The sequence below is a fragment of the Agrobacterium leguminum genome (assembly GCF_005144435.2).
Taxonomy (GTDB): Bacteria; Pseudomonadota; Alphaproteobacteria; order Rhizobiales; family Rhizobiaceae; genus Agrobacterium; species Agrobacterium leguminum.
On sequence record NZ_CP120212.1, the window covers coordinates 1,456,845 to 1,478,355 of the forward strand.

A 21,511-nucleotide genomic window follows, 5' to 3' on the forward strand; every position below is an offset into this window, starting at 1 on the left:
GCATGCGGAAATCGGTATAAGGCTCGGAATGGCGAAGATGGCGATGGAGAGGGTTTTGGCAAAGGCGAGGCAGGTCGCGATTATCGGCGGCGGACCGGCGGGGCTGATGGCGGCCGAGATGCTCTCGGCCGCAGGCCATGCCGTGACGGTGTTCGAGGCGATGCCGACCGTGGCGCGTAAATTGCTGATGGCCGGAAAATCCGGCCTCAACATCACCCATGCCGAAGATTACGACAGCTTCCGTCACCGGTTCGGCGATGCGGAACCGAGACTGCGCGCCGCTCTCGATGATTTTACGCCGGACATGCTGCGCGACTGGGCGCAGGGGCTGGGGCAGGAAACTTTCGTCGGCACTTCGGGCCGGGTGTTTCCCACCGTCATGAAAGCCTCGCCGTTGCTGCGGGCATGGCTTGCTCGGCTGGAGGTGCAGGGAGTGACCATCAGGACGCGGCATCGCTGGACGGGTTTTTCCGGTGAGCACCTGGTTTTCGCGACACCGGAGGGCGAGATCACCATCAAGGCCGATGCCGTTCTTCTGGCGCTGGGCGGCGCAAGCTGGCCGCGTCTCGGCTCCGATGCCGCGTGGGTTCCGGCGCTGGCGGAGAAAGGCGTGGCGCTTTCCCCGTTCCGCCCCGCCAATTGCGGTTTCGACGTCGACTGGAGCGATGTCTTCCGCGCGCGTTTTGCGGGTGAAGCGGTGAAATCCACCATCACCATTTCGCCGGCAGGGGCTTTTCAGGGCGAATTCGTCATTACCAAGCATGGTATTGAGGGCAGCGTGATCTATGCCCATTCCGCCGCGCTGCGCGACCGGCTGGAAGAGGTGGGCAAAGTGTCGCTCGCAATCGATCTTGCGCCGGGACGTACGGTGGAACGTCTCAGCCGCGATCTGGCGAAACTCGGGCGGAAGGAGAGTTTTGCAAACCGCATGCGCAAGGCGGCCGGCTTATCGGCTGTGAAGGTCGGGCTTCTGCGGGAAATCTTTCCCGATATCGCGGCCATGCCGGATGAGTTCGTCGCCGCGAGAATAAAACATGCCGAGATACCGCTTTTGCGGACGAGACCGATTGCCGAGGCAATTTCGTCCGCCGGCGGTATCGCGTGGAGCGGCCTTGATGAAAACTACATGCTGGAAAAGCTCCCCGGCATATTTGCTGCCGGGGAAATGCTGGATTGGGAAGCGCCGACCGGCGGTTATCTCTTGACCGCCTGTTTCGCCACCGGCAGGGCCGCCGCAAAGGGCATGGCCGCGTGGCTTGAAAGCTCAGCCTGACAAGCGTTCAGCCGTGCCTGCTTCTTCACCATGTGCGGTTCTGACGAGGCAGCGCATGATGGCATCGGTGGTGACGGCGCCAAGCGGTTTGCCGTTTTCACCGACGACTGTGGCGCTGCTGACATTTTCCCGGACGAGGGCGCGCAAGCCCTCTTCGACCGTCATATCCGCATCGAGCTGAAGCCGCGACTGGCCGGAAAATTCCGGCTGGACGATGGCGCCGAGGCGAATGACCCTGCCACGATTGACCTCCTCCACGAAGGCTTCGATATAGCTGTCAGCCGGCGACATGACGATTTCGGCGGCAGTGCCCTGCTGGATGATTTCGCCGTCGCGCAGAATGGCGATCTTGTCGCCCAGCCGCAGCGCCTCATCGAGATCATGGGTGATGAAGACCACGGTTTTTTTCAGTTCTTTCTGCAGTTCCAGCAGCACCGTCTGCATATCGACGCGAATGAGCGGATCGAGCGCCGAATAGGCCTCGTCCATCAAAAGGATTTCGGCATTGTTGGTGAGCGCCCGCGCCAGACCCACACGCTGCTGCATGCCGCCCGAAAGCTGGTTCGGATAATGGCTGGAGAAGCCTTCCAGCCCCACGCGCCTGATCCAGACTTCCGCCCTTTCCTCCCGCTCGCGCTTGTCGACACCCTGTACCTCGAGACCGTAGACGACATTCTGCAGTACGTTGCGGTGTGGCAGCAGCCCGAATTTCTGGAACACCATCGCCGTCTTGTGGCGGCGAAACTCCAGAAGCTCGGCTTCGTTGAGGCGACACACGTCCGTGCCGCCATAGAGGATTTCGCCGGCGGTCGGGTCGATCAGCCGGTTGACGTGGCGGATCAGTGTCGACTTGCCGGAGCCGGAAAGGCCCATGATGACGGTGATCTGTCCGCCCGGCATGGTGATGTTGATATCGCGCAAGCCGAGCACATGACCATGTTTGGCGTTGAGATTCGCCTTGGACATGCCGGCCTTGACGGGTTCGACATAGTCGGCCGCTTTGGGGCCGAAAATCTTGTAGAGGCTGCGAATTTCGATCGATTGACTAGCCATGCGCCACTTCCCGGTGTTTTTGCAGGCGAAGGCCATAGGCCTGGCTGATGCGGTCGAAGATGATGGCGATGCCGACGATGGCAAGCCCGTTGAACACGCCGAGCGTGAAATACTGGTTGGCGATGGCCTTCAGCACCGGCTGACCGAGGCCCTGCACGCCAATCATGGAAGCGATGACGACCATGGCGAGCGCCATCATGATGGTCTGGTTGATGCCGGCCATGATGGTGGGCAGTGCGAGCGGCAGCTGCACCTTGAAAAGCTTCTGGCGCTTCGAAGAGCCGAAGGCATCGGCAGCCTCCAGCACGTCGCGGTCGACCATGCGAATGCCGAGATTGGTAAGCCGGATCATCGGCGGAATGGCGTAGATGACGACGGCGATGACGCCGGGCACGCGGCCGATGCCGAGCAGCATGACGACGGGAATGAGATAGACGAAACTCGGCATCGTCTGCATCACGTCGAGAACGGGATTGACCACGCTCTGCAGGCGGTTGGAGCGCGCCATGGCGATGCCGATGGGCAGGCCGACGACGATGGACAACACGGCGCAGACGAAGATCATCGAGACCGTCTTCATCGTGTCTTCCCACATGCCGAACCAGCCGATGGCGAAGAGAATGCCGCAACAGAGCGAAACAATGGTGGCGCTGCGGCTGCCGAACCAGGCAAGCGCGCCGACAATAAGAATAACGACCGGCCAGGGTGCGCCGATCAAAAGCCTTTCCGCCCAGATGAGGAAGCTCTGAAGGGGAGTAAACAACCCCTCGATCGCGCCGCCATAGGTTCGGGTGAAAGCCCGGAACCCCTCGTCGATGACTTTTTTCAGCGCGCGCAGAGCATCGTCATTCATGGTCGGAAATTTGAAAAGCCATTCCATATCCTGTTCTCCATGACGAACCGGAGGCGGGGATCGATATCCTCCGCGCTCCGGGAGTAAAATCGTCAGAGCGCCGCGCGTCCGTCAGGACGCAGGGCGGAACGCTCTGTTGAACCGGCGCATCGTCACCGGAAAGCCGGGAGGCATTCCAGGGCCGATGCGGGCGCGGCGTCGCCGCTGGCGGACGCCGTTTGCCGGGCAGATATGCAGGGACCGGCTATTAAAGGGCGGCCTTGACCTTTTCCGCGACGTCAGGAGATACCCAGCCCGTCCACAGCGCCTCGTTTTCCTTCAGGAAGTGCTTGGCGCCGTCTTCACCGGTCGCCTGGTTGTCCGTCATCCAGGCAATCAGCTTGTTGACGGTGTCGTTGGTCCAGGCGCGCTTGTTCAGATAGTCCATGGCCGGGCCGGCACGATCGGCGAAGGTCTTGCTCACCAGCGTCTGCACGTCATCCACTTGCCATGCGTTCGGCTTCGGGTCCGCGCAGTCGGCGACGGATGTGCAGCGCTTCCATTCAGCCGCATCGTAGTCGGCGCCGAAACCGAGCTTCACCATCTCATATTTGCCGAGCAGCGACGTGGGCGCCCAATAATAACCGACCCAAGGCTGCTTGGCTTCGTAAGCCTTGGCGATGGAGCCGTCGAGACCTGCCGCGGAGCCGGTGTCGACAAGGGTGAAGCCGGCCTTTTCACCGCCGAAAGCTTTGAAAAGCTGCGCGGTGACGACAGTGCCGCCCCAGCCCTGCGGGCCGTTGAACACGGCGCCCTTAGACTTGTCTTCGGGCGAGGGGAAGAGTTCGGGATGTTTGAAGAGATCCGGAATGGTCTTGAGATCGGGATTGGCGTCGGCGACATATTTCGGAATCCACCAGCCCTGGACCGCGCCGTCCGAGAGGATCTTGGCGGCCGCAACGACCTTGCCGCCTTCCAGCCCCTGCTTGACGATTTCCGGCTGCAGGCTGACCCATGCCTCAGGCGCGATATCCGGTTGGCCTTTTTCGGCCATGGAGGTCAAAGTCGGCACGGTGTCGCCGGTGACGATTTCGGCGGAGCATCCGTAGCCCTTTTCGAGAATGAGCTTGTCCAGATTGGCGGCGACTTCGGCGGATTGCCAGTTCATGCTGGCGATCGTCACGTTTCCACAGTCGGCGGCATAGGCCGCGCCGCCTGAAAAGGCGAAGCCGGCGGAAAGAATTGTGGCACCCAAAAGTATTTTCATTGTTGTTCCCTCTGGTCGCGGTGTGGCGAAGACCCGGGCGCTGACGGCACCGCGACCGCCAGCACCCTTATTGAGGCTTAATAATTCCTTTGTCGCCATCCCGTTTGCGGCAATTTCTGGCGTATTGAGGATGCCAATTGTCAAACGAAGGCGGGGTCGTAAGGATATATTGGAGAAATTTCTCGCACGAAGGTCCTGAAATGTCTGATGGTTTAGCACTCGCCTTGCGACATTTACGCCGCGATGGAACTTTTTCAATTTTCTGAAAAGCTTGGGAACAATAAGCGGAAGTTTCTGTTTTCTTGGACTTTTATCCTGTTCTGTATTACGGGAGATTTTCTCTCGGTTTTTGTGGTGATGTTGAATGACCAATCTTGGTGCTGCGCCGGTATGGCCGATCGGTGGCGGTGAAACGGGTGAGCTTGTGCGCCGCTTCGACTGGTCGAAGACATCGCTCGGTCCTATTTGCGACTGGCCGCAAAATCTGAGGCAGAAAGCCAATTCCGTCGTCAATTCCCCCATTCCGCAGGTGCTGATGTGGGGCAGGGATCATGTGATGATCTACAATGACGGCTATGCGGAGATCGCCGGCAATTATCACCCGCAGGCGCTGGGCGGAACCGTGCCCGGCATCTGGCCGGAAATATGGGACTGGAACAGCCGCATTCTCGAAGCCGGTTTTCGCGGTGAGGTCATGGCCTATCGCGACCAGCCGATGACGCTGATGCGGCATGGCCTGCCGGAAGAGGTGATCTTCGATCTGTTCTACACGCCGATCTATAATGAGGGCGGCACGGTAGACGGCGTTTTATGCACCGTGCTTGAAAATACCGACAAGGTGAAGGCCGTGGAGGCGCTGGAACAGAGCCGCAAGGAACTGAGCCGGCTTACCAATGCCCTGCCCATTCTGGTCGGATATGTCGACCGTGACTACGTTTATAAATTCGCCAATGACGGCTATCTGGAATGGTTCGGTCGCCGCGCCGAGGAAGTGATCGGCCGCAGCGTTCCCGAAATCGTCGGCGAGGCGTTTTTCGAGGCCCGCAGGGCCTATCTCGACCGCGCACTCAGCGGTGAGAAGATCGTTTCGGATACTGTGATCAGCAGACCGGACGGCAGCACGCGCGCCGCCGAAATCCGCTATGTTCCGCGTTACATTGCCGATGGCTCCATCGACGGCATCTATGTGCTGATCATCGATATCGAGGAGCGGAAACGCTCGGAGCGGGAAATCCTCATCAGCAACAATCGTTTCCGTGCTGCGGTGGATGCCGTGCACGGCGTGCTGTGGACCAACAGCGCCGAAGGAATGATGCTGGGCGAGCAACCCGCCTGGAGCGCTTTGACGGGTCAGACTCCGGAAGACTATCAGGGTTTTGGCTGGGCGGATGCGGTTCATCCCGAGGACAGGCAGGGGTCTGTCGACAGCTGGAACAAAGCGGTTGCGGAAAAGTCGACCTATATCTGGGAACATCGGGTGCGCCGCCATGACGGCGTCTACCGCACTTTTGCGATCCGTGGTGTGCCGATTTTCGACAAGGCCGGCGCCATTGCCGAATGGGTCGGTGTCCATACGGATGTCACCGAACAGCGGCGGGCCGAAAACACCCTCAAGGAACATGCGAGCAATCTAGAGCGCGAAATTCGTCACCGCATCCGGGCGGAAGAGCAGCTTCGGCAATTGAACGAGAGCCTCGAGGCGCGTGTCGAGGCGGAAATGGCCGAGCGCCGCCAGACTGAAAAGGCGCTACAGCAGGCGCAGAAAATGGAATCCATCGGCCAGCTCACCGGCGGCGTGGCGCATGATTTCAACAATCTGCTGCAAGTTATCGCCGGCAATCTGCAATTGCTGTCGAAGGATGTGATCGGCAATGAACGTGCGGAGCGGCGGCTGGAAAACGCGCTTGCCGGCGTTCATCGCGGCGCAAAGCTGGCCAGCCAGCTTCTGGCCTTCGGCCGCCGCCAGGCGCTGGAGCCGCGCGTCATCAATATCGCCCGTTTCGTAACCGGCATGGACGATCTGCTTCGCCGCTCGCTCGGCGAGGCGATCGAGGTGGAGGTCATCACCTCGGGTGGTCTCTGGAACACCTATGCCGACCCCAACCAGGTGGAGAACGCTCTTCTCAATCTGGCCATCAATGCGCGCGACGCCATGGAAGGGCAGGGCAAGCTGACCATCGAGGTCGGAAATGCGGTACTCGACCGCGATTATGCTCGCAAGCACTCGGAAGTTTCAGCGGGGCAATATGTGATGCTCGCCGTCACCGATACGGGTTCGGGCATGTCGCCGGAAATTCTCGAAAAGGTCTTCGAGCCGTTCTTCTCGACAAAGCCGGAAGGCAAGGGCACCGGCCTCGGGCTTTCGATGGTCTATGGTTTTGCGAAACAGTCTAGCGGCCACGTCAACATCTATAGCGAGGTGGGGCAGGGCACGACGGTAAAGATGTATCTGCCGCGCTCCGCCGCCGATGAGGACAGGGAAGTGGTGATGCCGACCGGCCCCGTGGAGGGCGGCACGGAAACCATTCTTGTGGTGGAAGATGACGAGGAAGTGCGCAACACCGTCGTCGAGACCTTGAGCGATCTCGGTTACCGCGTGCTCACCGCCCGCGATGCGCAGGCCGGTTTGACGGTGGTGGAAAGCGGCATTCCGATCGATGTCATCTTTACCGACGTGGTGATGCCCGGACCGTTGAAAAGCCGGGAAATGGCGCGCCGCGCGCAGGAACGGCTGCCCAACCTCGCCGTTCTCTTCACCTCGGGTTACACCGAAAACTCCATCGTGCATGGCGGCAAGCTGGATGCCGGGGTGGAACTGCTTTCCAAACCCTATACCCGCGAAGCGCTGGCGCGGCGCATTCGCCATGTGATCGCCAACCGCAAACAGGTGTCGCTGTCGAGAGCGCGGCCGACATCGGCGCCGGGTTCTTCGAAACCTTCCGAACCGGTCAGGGCGGTCGAAAATCAAAACCGGTCCATACGCGTTCTTCTGGTCGAGGATGACGAGTTGATCCGGATGAATTCGACGGAGATGCTCTCGGAGAGCGGCTTTGCCGTCGTCGAGGCCGGAAATGCGGCGCAGGCGCTGAAGGCTATCGAAGCGGATCAGATCGACGTTCTCGTCACCGACATCGGCCTGCCGGACATGAAGGGTGGCGAACTGGCGGTGGAGGCCCTGCGCCGCAAGCCGGGACTTGCCATTGTGTTTGCGACGGGCGACAGCCATTTGCCGGAAGGAGCGCCGGCAAGCGCGGTTCTCTTGACCAAACCTTATGACGAACAGCAGATCGTCTCCGCCGTTGAACAGGCCCATACGGGCAAGTCGGTGGCGGCCGAATAGGCCGCCTTGCCGCCGTTCAGTAACCGCGGGCCATGTCGACCGTCTCCGGCAGCCCGCCCGTTTCCCGCCATGTGCGGACATTGCCGGCCACGATCCGGGCAGAACTTTCCCGGCTTGTCGGCGCGGAAATATGCGGCAGGACCGTAACTTTGGGATGTTGCCAGAAGGCGGAAGCGGCGGGCAGCGGCTCCTGCTCGAAGACATCGAGAACAGCGTGCGAAAGCCTGCCGGAATCAAGTGCCGCAATCAGGTCATCGGCGACGATGACCGCGCCGCGGGCGAAATTGATGAGTGCCGCGCCCTGTTTCATTGCGGCGAGACGGGTGGCATCAAGAAGACCGCGCGTCGCATCGGTAAGCGGCACGAGGCAGACGAGAATGTCGCTCTTTTCCAGCAATGCCTGCAGCCCGTCATCGCCGGTCAGTGTTTCCACGCCCTTTATCGCCTTGGCCGAACGGCTCCAGCCAGCGACGTTGAACCCGGCATGGATGAGGCGCTCCGCCGCAGCCGTGCCGAGCGCTCCGAGGCCGAGGAGACCGACGGTCATCTCGCCGGGGTGGCGATAGTCCAGCTCCTGCCAGAGCGCCTTTTTTTGGTTTTCGCGATAGGCGGGCATGTCGCGCTGCAAATAATAGGTCCATGCCAGCACGGCTTCGGCCATCACGCGGGAAAGCTCCGGGTCCTTCAGCCGAACGATGGGAGGTGCCTTATCGCCCAGTTCCAGCACCAGCCGCTCGACACCCGCCCACAGGCTGTGGATCCATTTGAGGCCCGGAAGTGCCGCGATATCGGCCGGATCGGGATTGGCGACGATGGCGAAATCCACTGCCCGGCGCTGTTCGCCCGTCAATTCGGAAAAGGAGAGGATTTCCTCCTGGGGCATGGCGGCGCGCAGCGCCTGTTTCCAGACGGCTTCCGTTTCCGCATTCATCCGTGAAACAAAGGCGATGGGTGATGGCATGGGACTGATCCTGCTTGCGATTTTAGCTTCATGCCATAAATGCGCAATTTCAGGGGGCAATGCCATGGGTGGAATGGGGGAATTTGTGATTCTTCCGTCATGCCGGACTAGATCAAGCATCCAGCCGCCGCGCGTCTGCGCGGCGCCAAGACTTCTTTTCAGCCCAACGACTTGGGCTGGCTGGACCCCGGCTCGGGGGCCGGGGTGACGGAGTGTGGATGCAACCGGCCTGTTAAATCTCCACCATTACGCATCTTCCTTTACCGGCGGCTTCGCATCGCCGTAATAGGCCGAGAATTTCTCGTGATAATGCTCCGAACCGCCGGGACCGGCATAACGCTGCAATTCCGTCATGTCGGTCTTGTTCAGCACGATGCCGAGCGTCTTGTTGGCGATCTGCGGTTCGTTGGCCATCAGGTTCTGCACCATCTGGATCGGCGTCTTGCCCCATTCGGTGACGAAGACGAAACCGTCCACCTGCGGCGCAAAGGCCTTGGCGTCTATGACGGGAACCACGGGTGCAAGGTCGACGATGATGTAATCGCAGGCCTCTCGCGCCGAGTCGATGAATTTGCGCATGCCGGAGGAAGACAGAAGCTCGCTCGAATGGGCGAACTGGTTGCTGGTGGAAACCGGCAGGATGCCCATTTTCGTGCGCGTATCCACTTTCACAGCCTGCGTCCATGGAACTTCATCGAGCACCACTTCGACGAGGCCGGCGGATTGCCGTGTCGTCAGCATGCGGCTGAGGCCGGGATTGCGGATATCCGCATCCACCACCAGCGTGCGCTTGCCGGTGGAGGCGATCAGCCCGGCGAGATTGAGCGCCACGACCGACTTGCCTTCGTTCGGCAGGCAGGAAATGACGCCGATGACCCGGCACTGGCGCTCCTGAATGACGACATCCGCCGTGAGTTTCACGTTGCGGAGCGTTTCCGCAAAGCTGGAGCGCGGGCTGTCGACGGCAAGGCGCAGCATTTTCTGGAACGAGACCTGTCCGCTTTCGTCAAGCGTCGCATTCTCGCCGCCCGGGGTGGCGGCGCTGTTGCCCGGCTTGGCGTTTTCCACGCCCCTTTCACCGATGAAGGGCAGGTAACCGAGAAAACGCATGCGCAGATTGTCACGCACATCATTGCCGGTGTGGAAGAAGCGATCCCGGAATTCGAGAAGCGCTGCGATACCGCCGCCCAGCATCAGGCCGAGAACGACCGAAAGCGCCATGGTCATGGTCTTTTTCGGGCTGGAAGGCGATGTCGGCAGGCCGGCTTCGGAGATGATGCGGGCCTTGGCGATTGGCAGCGACTGCTTCTGGGAAGCCTCCTCGAAGCGGCCGAGATAGGACTGGTAGAGGGTGCGCAGCGCGGTTGCCCGCTGCTCGAGTTCGCGCAGCTGGACCATGGTGATGTTGGCTTCGGAATTACGGCCAGCCACCCGGTCGATATTGTCGCGCAGCGACTGTACGCGGGAATTGGTGACGTCGTATTCGTTCTTCAGGCTGCCGGTAAGCTGCTGCAGTTCCTGATAGATCTGCCGCGAAACCTCTTTCTTCTCGGCGTCCAGCGCGACCGCCTGCGGGTGGTCGGCGCCGAATTGCTGGACGATGCCCTGCTGCCGGTCGGAAATGGTGATGTAGCGTTTGCGCAGATCCTGAATGACCGAATTATCGGTGTCGCGGGCCGAAACGACGGCATTGTCGACGGCCGCATCCGGCCCCCTGTCGATGATCGATTTATACTGGTTGTAACGGGCCGAGGCCGTCGCAGCATCGGCCTGCGCGGCAATCAGCTGGCCGTTCAGGTCGGCAAGCTGGCCTTCGGACATCAGCTCGCCGCGCGAGGAGACGATATTGTTGTCCGACTTGAATTTCTGCACCGCCAGTTCAGCCGCCTGGGCGCGCTGGTTCAGGTCCGTCATGCGTTCCTGCAACCAGACGGAGGCGCGTTCGCTGGCGTCGAAATTGGCGTTCAGCTGTTCGGTAAGATAAGCCTGCGCATAGGTCTTGGCGATCTGCGCAGCGAGCTGGCGGTCGGTCGAGCGGGTGGAGATGGCGATGACCGAGCTGCGGCCGACACGTTCCACCGTCAGCGACTGCTGCAGCACGGCGGCGGCCTTTTCGCGGCGTCCGGCGCGGATTGCGGCTTCGGAGACCGGCGGATCGCCCGGCAGGACGAGATCGAGGATGCCGCGCACGGAGGATTTGACGAGCTCGACCGGCGACATCGGCGGATTGACGATGGTGTCGTTCTCATCGAGCTTGGCCTTGTCGACCACCGTCAGCGCCATTTCCTTGGATTTCAAGATTTCCACGGCGCTGGCGATGCGGTTGTCGACGATCTGCGCGGCGGGCACCGGCGATTCCTCTTCCGCATAACGGGAAAGGCTTTCATCCAGGAGCACCTGCGTCATCGCGGTGTAAACGGGGGTCGCAAGCACCAGATAAAGGCCGGCCAGAACCACGGCGGCGATGACCGAAGCGGCAATGACATTGGCGCGACGCACCACGGCGGCCCACAGGCGGTCGAGGTCGATGAACGTATCGGAATCCTTGCCGGACTCCGGAAAACCGATGTTGGATTTAAAGGTCTTGTGGTGCATGGACCTACCTTGTGAATTAAAATGGTACGCGGGAAGCCGAACACATGCTCGCCTTCCCGCCTCCCGTTATTGGTGCGCCGGCCGCCTCCCCCGGCGGCGCGATTAAAGTCAGGCCGCCTGGACGCGGCTTTCGTGGTTCGCCACCAGTTCCTTCACCGAAGCGAGAACCTGAGCTTCCATGTCCGCGCGCAGCAGCGAGAAGGCGACGTTGGCGGCGATGAAGCCCTGCTTGCTGCCGCAGTCGAAAGTGCGGCCGCTATATTTCTGCGCATGGAAAGACTGCTTTTCGGCAAGGCGCTTCATACCGTCGGTCAGCTGGATTTCATTGCCCGCGCCGCGTTCCTGCCTGGCGAGAATATCGAAAATTTCCGGCTGCAGGATGTAACGGCCATTCAGGTAATAATTCGAAGGCGCCCTCGAAGGTTGCGGCTTTTCGACCATTTCGGTGACGGCGAAGCCATGATTGACCTTCTGGCCGACGCCGACGACGCCATAGGACGACACTTCTTCCGGCAGGCATTCCTCGACGCCGAGAATATTGCCGCCGACTTCATCGTAAAGTTCCATCAGCCCGGCAATGCAGCCGCGTGCGCCATAGGAAACCATGTCAGGCAGAAGCAGGGCGAAAGGCTCCTTGCCCACCAGTTCGCGTGCACACCAGACGGCGTGGCCGAGACCGAGCGGCACCTGCTGGCGCGTATAGCTGACGGTGCCGGCAACGGGCAGCATCTTTTCCAGCTGCAATACCTGCACGGTCTTGCCGGAGCGGGTGAGCGTGTTGATGAGTTCCGGCGCGCTGTCGAAATAGTCTTCGATGGCGGTCTTGTTGCGGCTCGTCACGAAAATAATGTGCTCGATGCCGGCCTGCATGGCCTCGTCAACGGCATATTGCACGACCGGACGATCCACGATCGTCAGCATTTCCTTCGGCATCGCCTTGGTGGCGGGCAAAAACCGTGTGCCGTTGCCAGCTACGGGAATGACGGCTTTTCTGACAGTTTTGTTCAGGTCCATCGCGTTCTCCTTCATCAAGGTTTGATCTGTCCCCAGTCCCCGCGCAGACATGGTCCGCGCGCAAATTTTATGAAATCTGCCTTTTCACCCCTGTATTCGCCGCGGGCGCAAACATGGCATCCCGCAGCCTCCTCAGCCGCACTGCAATCGGCATTCTTAAGTGCCCCAGCACGGCAGGATCTCTTATCGTGGTCTTCAAGGCGCCGAGTACCGAGCGGCTCTTGATGTTTTCCACCAATGTCAAAAAATTATGCGCCAGCCGCAGGCTGCGGGCTCTCGCCTGCTGCGCATCCATGGCGGCGGGCAGCAAAGTGTAATGGCTCAGGAATTCCTGATCCGCCCGCATCATCGCTTCGACGTGATGAAGTTCGAGCACGCGCGAAATCGAGCCTTCGCGAATATTGTAGACATAACCCGGCCTCGGTTCGATGACGCAGAGGCCGCCGGCGGCGAGCGCCGAGGCGAGCAGGATATAATCCTCGCCAATGCGGATATCCTCGCGGAAGCGCAGTCCCTCGACATTGAGGAAATCGCGCCGGAACATCGGTTTCATGTAGCCGAAATTGAAGGTGGCGCGGAAAAGAATGTTGGAGGAAATGAAGTCCTCAAGCGTGAGAACCGGCCGTTCCTCCAGAAATTCTTCCGGAAACATCGTCTCCATGGGCCTGCCGTCGGTATAGACGACATCGAGATTATCGACCGCAATCGCCGCATTGGCGGCTTCCGCCCGGCACATCATGCAGGCGGAGCGCTCCGGCCGAATGACATCGTCGGAATCGAGCACGGCGATCCAGCGTCCGGTCGCGGCTTCGATGCCGGCATTGCGTGCGCCGCCCGGACCGAGGTTTTCGGCAAGAGCAAGCAGGCGGACGCGCGGATCGATGATGGCGATAGCTTCCACGAGCGCAATGGTGCCATCGGCGGAGCGGTCGTCGACGACGATCACTTCCAGCGTTACACCCTGCTGGTCGAGTGCGCTTTGAATGGCGGCTTCAATCGTATCGGCGGCATTATAGGCGGCGATGACGAAGCTGATATCGGGCGGCGAGGCAAGGTTCTCCATCAGGTCGCCTCCACCGCGCCATACTGGCGGATTTCACGCACGCCGAAAGCGCCGCTCATCGAGCCCATATGCAGTGCGCCACGCAGCGCATAACGGTTGCGGCGCACGGCGTTGAAACCGTTCAAGGCGGCGAAGACGGCGCAATACAGCACTTTCGAACCTGCCTTCAGCACCTGCACCACGCGGCGTATACCGGGTTTCCTGTCCGCCAGCACGCGGCCATGGGTCTGGCCGGAGCGGAAGCGGCGTTTGGCAAGCCACATGAAGCTTGTGCGATTTTCCGGCACCGGTTCGGACAGCATGGCATCTTCTGCAAAGACGATACGCCCGCCGGCGGCGTGAAGATGCGAGAAGAAATGGGTGTCTTCGCCGCCGCTCTGGCCGAGCGCCAGCGCGAAGCGCCGGCCCTTCACCGAGGGGGCATCCATCTTGAGCAATGTGTTGCAGGTATAGCCGGTGATGATCTCGTCGTTCACCCAGACCGGAACGGTCGAGTGGAAATCGCCGCGTTTCATCCAGCCCGGCGCATTGTCCCGGTAAACCGCCGTTACCGGGCCGAGAATGGCTTCCGCACCGGTCTCGTCGGCCTTCTCCAGAAGGGCGGAGAGCCAGTGCGGCGGGGCGGTTTCGTCATCGTCGATAAAGGCCAGATAATCCGCCTTGCATTCCGACAGGCAGGCATTTCGGGCAATCGAAATATTCGATTTCGGGCAATGGGCATAGGTGATCTCGAAGGGGGCGGTTTCGCGCAGGCGATCGACGCTCGCCCTGGCGCTTGGCTCCTCGTCATTATCGGCAACAATCAGCCGAACTTTCACGCCTTCCGGCACATCCAGCTCGAAGAGTGACAGAAGTGTGGCGACGAGTGCGGGGCGTCTGTAGGTGCAGATGCCGATATCGACGGTTTTCGAATCATCTGTGCGGGTGACGGTGTTGTCGGTCATGAGACAGCCTTTCTTCCCCGGAATTTCAGGAGTTCCAGCCAGAAGCCGGTGGACCAGGCCAGATGCATCACCATTGCCGAAAAGGCGGCGAGCGGGCCGTATGGGTTTTTCTGACCTATTGCCATCCACAAGCCATAACCCACACATGCGGCGATCCAGAGGCCGAGCGGAATAAGTGCCGCCCAATGCACAAGCGACAGCAGTGCGAGGATGAAAACCGGCAGCACGGCGAGCGGGATCATCTGGCGGATTTTCGGGATCGAGCGATGTTTCAGGAGGTTCTTCGCCCGGCCGCGGCCATAGGCGAGATATTGCCTGAAGAGCGGCATGACGCTCGCGCGCGGATAATAGGTCATGCGGGTCTTGTCGGTCATCCAGATGCGGAAACCGGATTTGCGCAGGCGGAAATCCAGTTCGGCATCCTCATTATGGCTGAAGCTTTCATCATAACCGCCGACCGCGTCGAAAGCGGCGATCCGCATCAGCGCGTGGTGGCCATGGTCGATCCAGTGACCTTTCGCGCCTTCGCGGTGCTTGGAGCCGCCATTGCCGAGCTTGGAATTCTGGGCGATGGCCGTCGCCTTCTGAAACAGGCCGTGGCCAACGGTATCCATGGCGACGACGACGGAATCCGCGCCGGTGCGCTCGGCATCCTCGATCAGCCGCTGGCAATAATCGTCGGGATAATCGCCATGGGCGTCGATGCGGATGAGGTAATCGAAATCCTCGCCGAAGGTGGCGACGGCAAGGTTGATGCCGGCGCTCTGGATGCGCTTCGGATTGGCGAGAAGCGTCACGCGGTCATCCGCCGCCGCAAAGGCGGTAACGATATCGCGGGTTCCATCCGTGCTGCCGCCATCGGCAACCACGATGCGGAAAAGACGCCCCTGCATCGCGCCGGTGAATTTGACAAGCAGCCCCTCGATCGTCTTCGCCTCATTGAGGCAGGGAATGACGATCAGCGTTCTGATGCCGGAATGACCAAGACCTTCCATGATTTGCCCCCTACGCACTACACGGGTGAAAACTGCGCTTCGCGGGCATGGCCGGAAGCGGATTTGGCGAGAGAGGACAATTGCTGCACCAGCAGACGGCAATCGTCGCGGTCGGTCAGCCATTGTTTCCTGTCGAGTGCCGAGAGGGTGTTGAAGGCGTCCGCATAGGTTTGCGGGTTCATCCGGTTAAACAGCGCGGTGAGATCGTCAGCGCCCGCATGTTGCAGGACGAAGCCGATATCGCGCTTTTCGATGAAGCGGGCGGTTTCCGTGCCGGCAAGCGCAATCGGCAGGGTGCCATAAAGGCAGCCCTCGTAAAGCCGGTTGGGCAGCAGCCAGCTGGAATTCTGGCCTTCCTCGAAAAAGTCTATCGCCCAGGTGAACTGCACCTCGTTATAGATGGCGGCAAGGTCCTCGGGGTTCTTGTAAGGCCCATGGAAATGCACATGCGGGGCGGCGGCCACGAAGCCGTCGAAATCGGTAAATTCCGAATAGGCCGGCCGGCCGCGCAGGATGATTTCGACCTTGCCTTCCATTCGACGGGCGAATTCGGCGAGGATTTCCAGCGATTTGCGGCAGCGAAGCGCGCCGAACCAGCCGATTTTCCATGGTTCGCCGGAGGCGGGGGCGCGTGGCTGCGGCGTGGCGGCAACGGTGGCGTCGAGCGCTAGAACCTTGTTTTCCTGCAACAGGACGGGAAGGTTGAGGCCCGACATGGGCTTGAAATAGTGCTCCACGAATGCCGGAGAGCTGGTGATCAGCAGCTTGGCGTCGCGTGCGAAATAACGCTGCGCGGCATTCAGCATCTGTCCGGGCTTGCCCGTGTTGAGAAGCAGGCGGTGAATGTCGAGACACTCGTAAACCAGCGCCGGCTGCCCGGCATAGATCGACATGGCTCGCTTTGCCAGAGCGAGCATTTCCAGATTTCTGGCAAGAATGACATCAGGGGCGGGAATGCCGTTCAGGGTCTTGCCCAGCGAGAGACTGGCTTTCGCCACCGCCGCCATGCGCTGCAGAAACTGCCCGTCGGCGGTTTCCCCGAGCACGACGGGTAAGACGCCTTCGATCTCCGCCAGTCGGTTCTGTCCGCGCCGGAAGCCCGCCAGCGTCACCCGCGCCCCACCCGCAAGCAGGGTCAGCACCCGCCGACGAATGGCGGGGTCCGACAGATCATGCGCGAGATATAGAACATGGGTCATGCAAGGGTCCGGTTGGTTCATGCGTCAGAGACGCCGCGGATGACGGTTTGGTTCAAAAAAATCAGTTGAGGGCGCAGGCAATGGATTCCGGGTACTGGCATTTGTCGCCGAGCGCCGTGAAGGCAAACCGGTCGACGATCATTTGCGTTGCGCCGGAATAGGAGAAGGCGCCCATCCAGTCCTTCAGCGTATCGGTGCCCCACAGACTGAAGAAAATCTTCTGGGCATTTTGGGGAATTTTCGACTCATCCGTCACTTCATGGACGAGCTTGCCGTTGACGTAATAACGCAGGCGCTGGGGCTCCCAGACGAAGGCATAATCGTTGAAGCCGGCATCGGCGCCGCCTTCCACCGGCACCAGCTTCTCATTGCCGCCCTTGGCGGAAATATACTGGTTGAGCTGCACCTTGCCCGTGTTCTTGCCCAGAACCTCGAAGTCGATTTCATCGTGCGGCTTCTTGTCGGTCGGGCCGATATAGGTGAAGAAGGCGGAGTTGAGGCCCGAGCCGGTGGCGGCCTTCATGCGTGCCTCATAGGTGCCGTAGCGATAACGCCCCTTGGTCTGGATTTCACCGCAGGCGAATTTGCGGTCTCCAGCCTTGGCTTCTTCAAAACCGAGCGTCAGCTGGCCGTTTTCCACTGTCGCCAGTTTCTTCGACCAGGTGCAGTTCTGATGCGCGCCGTTGTTCCAGCCGTCGGACACGTACCAGAAGCTTCTGTCCATGGAATCGAAGTTCTCGATGAAGGATGCGCCATTGCCTTCCTGTGCGTGGCCCGGCGTCGCAAAGGGAGCGGCCAGAAGGGCTGCGGCGAGAAGAATGCGTGTCTGAACGCGGGTGACAAATGTTGTCATTGGTTCACCTCTGTCGTTGCGAATAAAGCGTTTCGGATGTCGGCGGGCCGATCATGGCGGCCCGTTTTGCCGCAAAATCGGCCTTCGTCTTGCCTTTGCCGCTGCGGCTTCCGGTCAGCACGGCATAGACGGCCGGCAGGTATTTGCGGGTCTGGGCATTGCTGACCACCAGAATGACGAAGGCGGAAAGCGTCGCGCTGATATAGAAGGCGGGGTAGAAATCCGGCCCGCCCTTGTTCCACACCATCCACATGATGACGAGGAGCGGATAATGGGCGCAGAAAATCCAGAAGCTCAGGCTGCCGGTTTCGGCAAGTCGCTGACCAAGCCGGCTGCGGATCAACAGGGCGGAAGACGCCCAGAAACCGAGCGCGCCGAAAACGGCAAGCAGATTGCGCGACATGTTGAGCCAGAAGGTGAATTCCGGGCCGGTGAAATAAAGTCCCGTCGCCAATATGGCCGAGGCGGCAAAGGTCAGCGCCATGATCGGCACGGCATAGGGGTCGAGCGCCTTGACGTCGATACGATGAAGCGCGAGCGCAATGCCGAGCGAGAAGCTGAAAAGAATGGATTTCTTCTGGACGATGAAAATCGTCAGGTCTGGCATGGCGGTGATGAAGAGCAGGATGGCGAGCGTCGGCAGGGCGAAACGGCGCATCAGAAAGGCGAGCACCGGCGACAGCAGGATGCAGACGAAAAGGTCGCGCAGGAAATAAAGCGGCACATTCACCGGCAGCTCCTCAAGCGCCGTACCATGGCTGATGATTTCACGCGGGCTGGCATTCCACAGATCGGGGAAATACCCCACACCGACATCGAAGAGCTGGATCAGCAATACGGCCGCAAACAGCGCGCCGTTCCACAGAAGGAAGGGCAGCAGCACGGTTTTCGACTTGGAGCGGATCGTCGCCGGATAATCGAAACCGCTCATGCCGCGGCGAAACAGCAGATAGCCGGAAATGGCGCTGAGACAGGGCACGCCGATGCGAAACAGTGCATCGCCCAGGAAAACCCGCAGCCAGTCGAAGAAGCCGTAAAGGCCGAGAAAAGGGCTGGTTTCGGCGTCGTGCGGCACATGGACGAACACGATCCCGGAGATCAGCAATATGCGCATCAAATTGATACGGGAGGATAGGTTCTGATCGACAGTCACATCAGTCACCCCTATTGGGCGGCGTCCACCCACGCCGCGTTGCAACCAGAGCGAACTTAAGCCCGCACTGGAAAGTCTGGTTTCGACTTTGGGATAAAATGTGGCGACGCGGGAAAAACACAAGCTTAGATTTTGCGGGTGAATGTCTGGCGTTCCGGTCATTCTTGTCGCCGTAAAAATTCAAATATATGAAATTACTGGTATTTTTCTAAATCTGGCCATCGTTAAAAATCGCCCAACCGTGTGAAATTGTCATTTGTCGTGATGTTGCGCTGCAAAAAGAACCGCCATCCGGCCCTGCCGCGGCGAGGAAAATCACCGCGGAAAAGGCCGGTTAACGGCGGAAATGAGGCGCGTTTTTCTACGGTTGAACTAACCTTGGGTTGCAGTATCCCGCATGCGCCGCGATTTGACCATTCCGAGAATTTTCCCGAGCAGCGCCCGCTCGGTCAGCAGGATAAGCACTGCATAGATGAGGCCGCCGACGGCAGCGCCGATGAGAACCTGAAGCGTGGCATTGGGAACGCGTTCAGCCAGAAGGTGAAGCAGATAACGCACCGCAACGGCCATCACCAGCGCCGCGATCATCGGCCGGCTGCTGACATAAAGGCCGCGGAAGAAGGGCGTATCGCTCGCCTTGAAGACGGCCCAGGAATAGGCGACCAGCGTTACCGCATTGACGATGCAGAGCCACACCATCGCGTCGATCAGGGTGCCATAAAGCGCGGCAAGCCAGACCGCGACGGTGGTGACGATGGCGCGGATGGTCGCCGACCAGAACAGCACGCGGCCGTAACCTGCTCCCTTCAAATACGGGATGAAGGTACTGCACGGCGTCAAAATGGCCTTGGACAGGGCGAGCAGACCGAGAACAGGCCAGGCATAGGCCCAGTTCTGCCCGAAGATGACAAGCATGGCCGGCTCCGCCACGGCCCAGAGGCCAAACATCATCGGTGCCAGGAGCACGGTCAGCACCTGCGTACTGAACATCAGCGCATCGCGCCGGCGCTGCGGGTCGTCCATCATGCGGCTGAAGGCGGGAAACAGGACACCCATAACGGCCGACAGAACCACCTGATTGGGAATGCTGGCAAAGCGGTTGGAGGCGGAATAGGCGCCGGCATCCGCCAGCCCAAGATGCCGGGCAATGACCACCATCGGCGACTGAAAGGTAACGAAATTGGCGATTTCCGAGCCCATCAGCCCCGAACTGAAGCCGAGAAGCGGCACCAGCCGGCGCGGTTTCATGACGAAGCGCGGGCAATAGCGGGAAACGGCATAAAGGCCGACAAGCCGGATGAGGGCTGCGGCAAAAAGCTGGATGATCAGCGCCCAGACGCCGAAGCCCATGAAGGCGAGCGCGACCGCGACGATGGCCGCAATGCTTTCCGACGCCATGCTCCAAAGCGCGTCCTTGCTGAAATTCATGCGCCGGGCGAGCAGCGAATAGGCGACATCGCCGGCAAGCTGCAGCGGAATGAGGAAGGCCATGATGCGCAGCAGGTAAGCGCTTTCCACCGCCCCCAGCAGCCCGCCGAAAAATTCCGCGAAGATGTAGAGGACGGCGGCCATGGTGCAGGAGATGGCGAGATTGGCCCAGAAGACGGTATGGATCGTATCCATATCCTCTTCCTTTTCGACGATGAGGGCAGAGGTCAGCCCCGCGCCGGCGATCATCGTCAGGAACTGTACAACCGTTAGTCCTACCGCAACCACCCCGAATTCCTCCGGGGAAAGCAGTCTTGCGAGAATTGGGACCGTGACAAATTTAAGCCCGAATGTCCCTGTTTTTGATAAAACGCTCCAGCCGACATTCGTGGTGATGGTCTTTACATTTGGCGCTGGGGGCATACAAGCATCCTGTTTCTGGAGGCCGGCGGGAGGAAAGCCGGTTGGGAGTTGCCGATACCATCGGGGCCGCTTTTAGGATCGGGCCCGACACTTCTTGATCAACGCAAGGGGCGAAACAATGGCAAGATTTACTGTCGTCATTCCCTACTACCAAAAGCAGCACGGTGTCTTGGGACGTGCACTCGCATCGGTTTTTGCGCAGACTTACCAGGATTTCGATCTTGTCATCGTCGATGACGAATCGCCATACCCGATCGATCAGGAACTTGCGGAACTTTCGCAGGGTGAGAAAGACCGGATTCTCGTCATTAAGCAGGCCAATGCCGGCCCGGGCGGCGCCCGCAACACCGGTCTGGACAATGTGCCTGACGGTACCGACTATGTCGCCTTTCTTGATTCCGACGATATCTGGACACCCGATCATCTGCAGAATGCGGCCTTCGCGCTTCAGACCTATGGCGGCGAGTGCTACTGGGCATCCATGCAGGCAAGTGACGAATTTTATTATCATTTTGCCATTTCCGAACTGGAGAAGAATGAGGGCGCGGCAAGGCTTTCCGAGAAGCCGCTGGTGATCGAACTGCCGGATCTGGCAAGTGTGATGCTGCGCAACTGGAGCTTCCTGCATCTCTCCTGCATGGTGATCGGCCGTCCTCTTTTTGAGAAAATCCGCTTTGACCCGGCGCTTCGTCTGGCGGCGGAAGACGTGCTGTTTTTCTGCGATTCCATCCTGGCATCGAAGCGCACGCTTCTCTGTGACGACGCCGGCGCGATGCGCGGCATGGGCGTCAATATCTTCCACAGCATCGACAATACCTCGCCGGAATTCCTGCGCCAGCAGTTCAATACCTGGGTGGCGCTCGATACGCTGGAGGGACGTTTTTCACGCCGGCCGGACGATGTCGCCTCCATCGCTTCCTATAAAAACACGGCGCGTAAACAGGCGCTGTGGAGCCAGGCGGGCAATCTGAAACGGCGCAAGGCGCCCGAATTCGGGCTGCTCCTGAAATGGGCGATGCGCGATCCGGCACTGCTGCGCGCCGCTTTCGAGCTCGGTGCTGGAAAAATCGTCCGCTCCAGATGAGCGAATTCTCGCCCGCAAGAATTTATATGTTTTT

General features: G+C 60.1%; 16 protein-coding genes. 3 read left to right on the forward strand and 13 right to left on the reverse strand.

All coding sequences use genetic code 11. The features are described from left to right. The first annotated feature begins 28 nt into the window (after nt 1-28). Entirely contained in the window at nt 29-1,273 is a 1,245-nt protein-coding gene (locus CFBP4996_RS21330) for a TIGR03862 family flavoprotein (RefSeq protein WP_080853884.1), read from the forward strand. Here the strand turns inward: CFBP4996_RS21330 and CFBP4996_RS21335 are convergent. The 3 genes from CFBP4996_RS21335 to CFBP4996_RS21345 all read right to left on the reverse strand — a co-directional run bounded on the left by CFBP4996_RS21335 (nt 1,265) and on the right by CFBP4996_RS21345 (nt 4,425). Then, nucleotides 1,265-2,326, reverse strand: a complete 1,062-nt coding sequence (locus CFBP4996_RS21335; protein ID WP_080853883.1) for a quaternary amine ABC transporter ATP-binding protein — start codon at nt 2,324-2,326, stop codon at nt 1,265-1,267. The genes CFBP4996_RS21330 and CFBP4996_RS21335 overlap by 9 nt on opposite strands. Continuing rightward, nucleotides 2,319-3,206, reverse strand: a complete 888-nt coding sequence (locus CFBP4996_RS21340) for an ABC transporter permease (RefSeq protein ID WP_035263623.1) — start codon at nt 3,204-3,206, stop codon at nt 2,319-2,321. The genes CFBP4996_RS21335 and CFBP4996_RS21340 overlap by 8 nt, the downstream gene beginning before the upstream one ends. 220 nt (nt 3,207-3,426) lie before the next feature. Further along, nucleotides 3,427-4,425, reverse strand: a complete 999-nt coding sequence (locus tag CFBP4996_RS21345; RefSeq protein WP_035263625.1) for an ABC transporter substrate-binding protein — start codon at nt 4,423-4,425, stop codon at nt 3,427-3,429. Between the two features lie 364 nt (nt 4,426-4,789). Between CFBP4996_RS21345 and CFBP4996_RS21350 the strand changes: the two genes are divergently transcribed. After that, nucleotides 4,790-7,765: a PAS domain-containing protein gene (locus CFBP4996_RS21350; protein WP_080853882.1), complete on the forward strand. Its 2,976-nt coding sequence runs from the start codon at nt 4,790-4,792 to the stop codon at nt 7,763-7,765. Nucleotides 7,766-7,781: 16 nt separating this feature from the next. On the opposite strand, the gene CFBP4996_RS21355 is transcribed toward CFBP4996_RS21350, so the two are convergent. The 10 genes from CFBP4996_RS21355 to CFBP4996_RS21400 form a co-directional block, all read right to left on the reverse strand. Then, entirely contained in the window at nt 7,782-8,726 is a 945-nt protein-coding gene (locus CFBP4996_RS21355; protein WP_080853881.1) for a 2-hydroxyacid dehydrogenase, read from the reverse strand. 246 nt (nt 8,727-8,972) lie between these two features. Continuing rightward, nucleotides 8,973-11,321 carry a polysaccharide biosynthesis tyrosine autokinase gene (locus CFBP4996_RS21360; RefSeq protein WP_065657393.1) on the reverse strand — a complete coding sequence of 783 codons (2,349 nt, stop codon included), beginning with the start codon at nt 11,319-11,321 and terminating at the stop codon, nt 8,973-8,975. Between the two features lie 108 nt (nt 11,322-11,429). Next, complete coding sequence (locus CFBP4996_RS21365) at nt 11,430-12,335, reverse strand: UTP--glucose-1-phosphate uridylyltransferase (RefSeq protein ID WP_080853880.1); 906 nt, start codon at nt 12,333-12,335, stop codon at nt 11,430-11,432. Between the two features lie 67 nt (nt 12,336-12,402). After that, nucleotides 12,403-13,398, reverse strand: a complete 996-nt coding sequence (locus CFBP4996_RS21370) for a glycosyltransferase family 2 protein (RefSeq protein ID WP_080853879.1) — start codon at nt 13,396-13,398, stop codon at nt 12,403-12,405. Beyond that, a complete protein-coding gene (locus tag CFBP4996_RS21375) occupies nt 13,398-14,342 on the reverse strand; it encodes a glycosyltransferase family 2 protein (protein WP_080853878.1) in 945 nt (314 codons plus the stop codon). Before CFBP4996_RS21375 ends, CFBP4996_RS21370 begins: the two co-directional genes overlap by 1 nt. Further along, nucleotides 14,339-15,337: a glycosyltransferase family 2 protein gene (locus CFBP4996_RS21380; RefSeq protein WP_035260301.1), complete on the reverse strand. Its 999-nt coding sequence runs from the start codon at nt 15,335-15,337 to the stop codon at nt 14,339-14,341. The genes CFBP4996_RS21375 and CFBP4996_RS21380 overlap by 4 nt, the downstream gene beginning before the upstream one ends. A 17-nt stretch (nt 15,338-15,354) precedes the next feature. After that, complete coding sequence (locus CFBP4996_RS21385; protein WP_080853877.1) at nt 15,355-16,536, reverse strand: glycosyltransferase family protein; 1,182 nt, start codon at nt 16,534-16,536, stop codon at nt 15,355-15,357. Nucleotides 16,537-16,597: 61 nt separating this feature from the next. Beyond that, nucleotides 16,598-17,389 carry an endo-1,3-1,4-beta-glycanase ExoK gene (gene exoK / locus CFBP4996_RS21390; protein ID WP_080853876.1) on the reverse strand — a complete coding sequence of 264 codons (792 nt, stop codon included), beginning with the start codon at nt 17,387-17,389 and terminating at the stop codon, nt 16,598-16,600. 4 nt (nt 17,390-17,393) lie between these two features. Further along, on the reverse strand, nt 17,394-18,542 hold the full coding sequence (locus CFBP4996_RS21395) for an acyltransferase family protein (RefSeq protein WP_003522134.1): 1,149 nt from the start codon (nt 18,540-18,542) through the stop codon (nt 17,394-17,396). A gap of 372 nt (nt 18,543-18,914) precedes the next feature. Then, on the reverse strand, nt 18,915-20,393 hold the full coding sequence (locus tag CFBP4996_RS21400; protein ID WP_080853875.1) for a lipopolysaccharide biosynthesis protein: 1,479 nt from the start codon (nt 20,391-20,393) through the stop codon (nt 18,915-18,917). Nucleotides 20,394-20,511: 118 nt separating this feature from the next. Here CFBP4996_RS21400 and CFBP4996_RS21405 point away from each other — a divergent pair, with 118 nt between their 5' ends. Beyond that, nucleotides 20,512-21,477 carry a glycosyltransferase family A protein gene (locus CFBP4996_RS21405; RefSeq protein ID WP_059755880.1) on the forward strand — a complete coding sequence of 322 codons (966 nt, stop codon included), beginning with the start codon at nt 20,512-20,514 and terminating at the stop codon, nt 21,475-21,477. Nucleotides 21,478-21,511: the final 34 nt, after the last annotated feature.

What these genes read in the sequence shown, in the direction of transcription:
- CFBP4996_RS21385 (WP_080853877.1), bottom strand. Translation starts at nt 16,536, where the DNA reads ATGACCCATGTTCTATATCTCGCGCATGATCTGTCGGACCCCGCCATT.
- CFBP4996_RS21350 (WP_080853882.1), top strand. Translation starts at nt 4,790, where the DNA reads ATGACCAATCTTGGTGCTGCGCCGGTATGGCCGATCGGTGGCGGTGAA.
- CFBP4996_RS21355 (WP_080853881.1), bottom strand. Translation starts at nt 8,726, where the DNA reads ATGCCATCACCCATCGCCTTTGTTTCACGGATGAATGCGGAAACGGAA.
- CFBP4996_RS21360 (WP_065657393.1), bottom strand. Translation starts at nt 11,321, where the DNA reads ATGCACCACAAGACCTTTAAATCCAACATCGGTTTTCCGGAGTCCGGC.
- CFBP4996_RS21400 (WP_080853875.1), bottom strand. Translation starts at nt 20,393, where the DNA reads ATGCCCCCAGCGCCAAATGTAAAGACCATCACCACGAATGTCGGCTGG.
- CFBP4996_RS21335 (WP_080853883.1), bottom strand. Translation starts at nt 2,326, where the DNA reads ATGGCTAGTCAATCGATCGAAATTCGCAGCCTCTACAAGATTTTCGGC.
- CFBP4996_RS21370 (WP_080853879.1), bottom strand. Translation starts at nt 13,398, where the DNA reads ATGGAGAACCTTGCCTCGCCGCCCGATATCAGCTTCGTCATCGCCGCC.
- CFBP4996_RS21380 (WP_035260301.1), bottom strand. Translation starts at nt 15,337, where the DNA reads ATGGAAGGTCTTGGTCATTCCGGCATCAGAACGCTGATCGTCATTCCC.
- CFBP4996_RS21375 (WP_080853878.1), bottom strand. Translation starts at nt 14,342, where the DNA reads ATGACCGACAACACCGTCACCCGCACAGATGATTCGAAAACCGTCGAT.
- CFBP4996_RS21330 (WP_080853884.1), top strand. Translation starts at nt 29, where the DNA reads ATGGCGAAGATGGCGATGGAGAGGGTTTTGGCAAAGGCGAGGCAGGTC.
- CFBP4996_RS21405 (WP_059755880.1), top strand. Translation starts at nt 20,512, where the DNA reads ATGGCAAGATTTACTGTCGTCATTCCCTACTACCAAAAGCAGCACGGT.
- exoK (WP_080853876.1), bottom strand. Translation starts at nt 17,389, where the DNA reads ATGACAACATTTGTCACCCGCGTTCAGACACGCATTCTTCTCGCCGCA.
- CFBP4996_RS21345 (WP_035263625.1), bottom strand. Translation starts at nt 4,425, where the DNA reads ATGAAAATACTTTTGGGTGCCACAATTCTTTCCGCCGGCTTCGCCTTT.
- CFBP4996_RS21365 (WP_080853880.1), bottom strand. Translation starts at nt 12,335, where the DNA reads ATGGACCTGAACAAAACTGTCAGAAAAGCCGTCATTCCCGTAGCTGGC.
- CFBP4996_RS21340 (WP_035263623.1), bottom strand. Translation starts at nt 3,206, where the DNA reads ATGGAATGGCTTTTCAAATTTCCGACCATGAATGACGATGCTCTGCGC.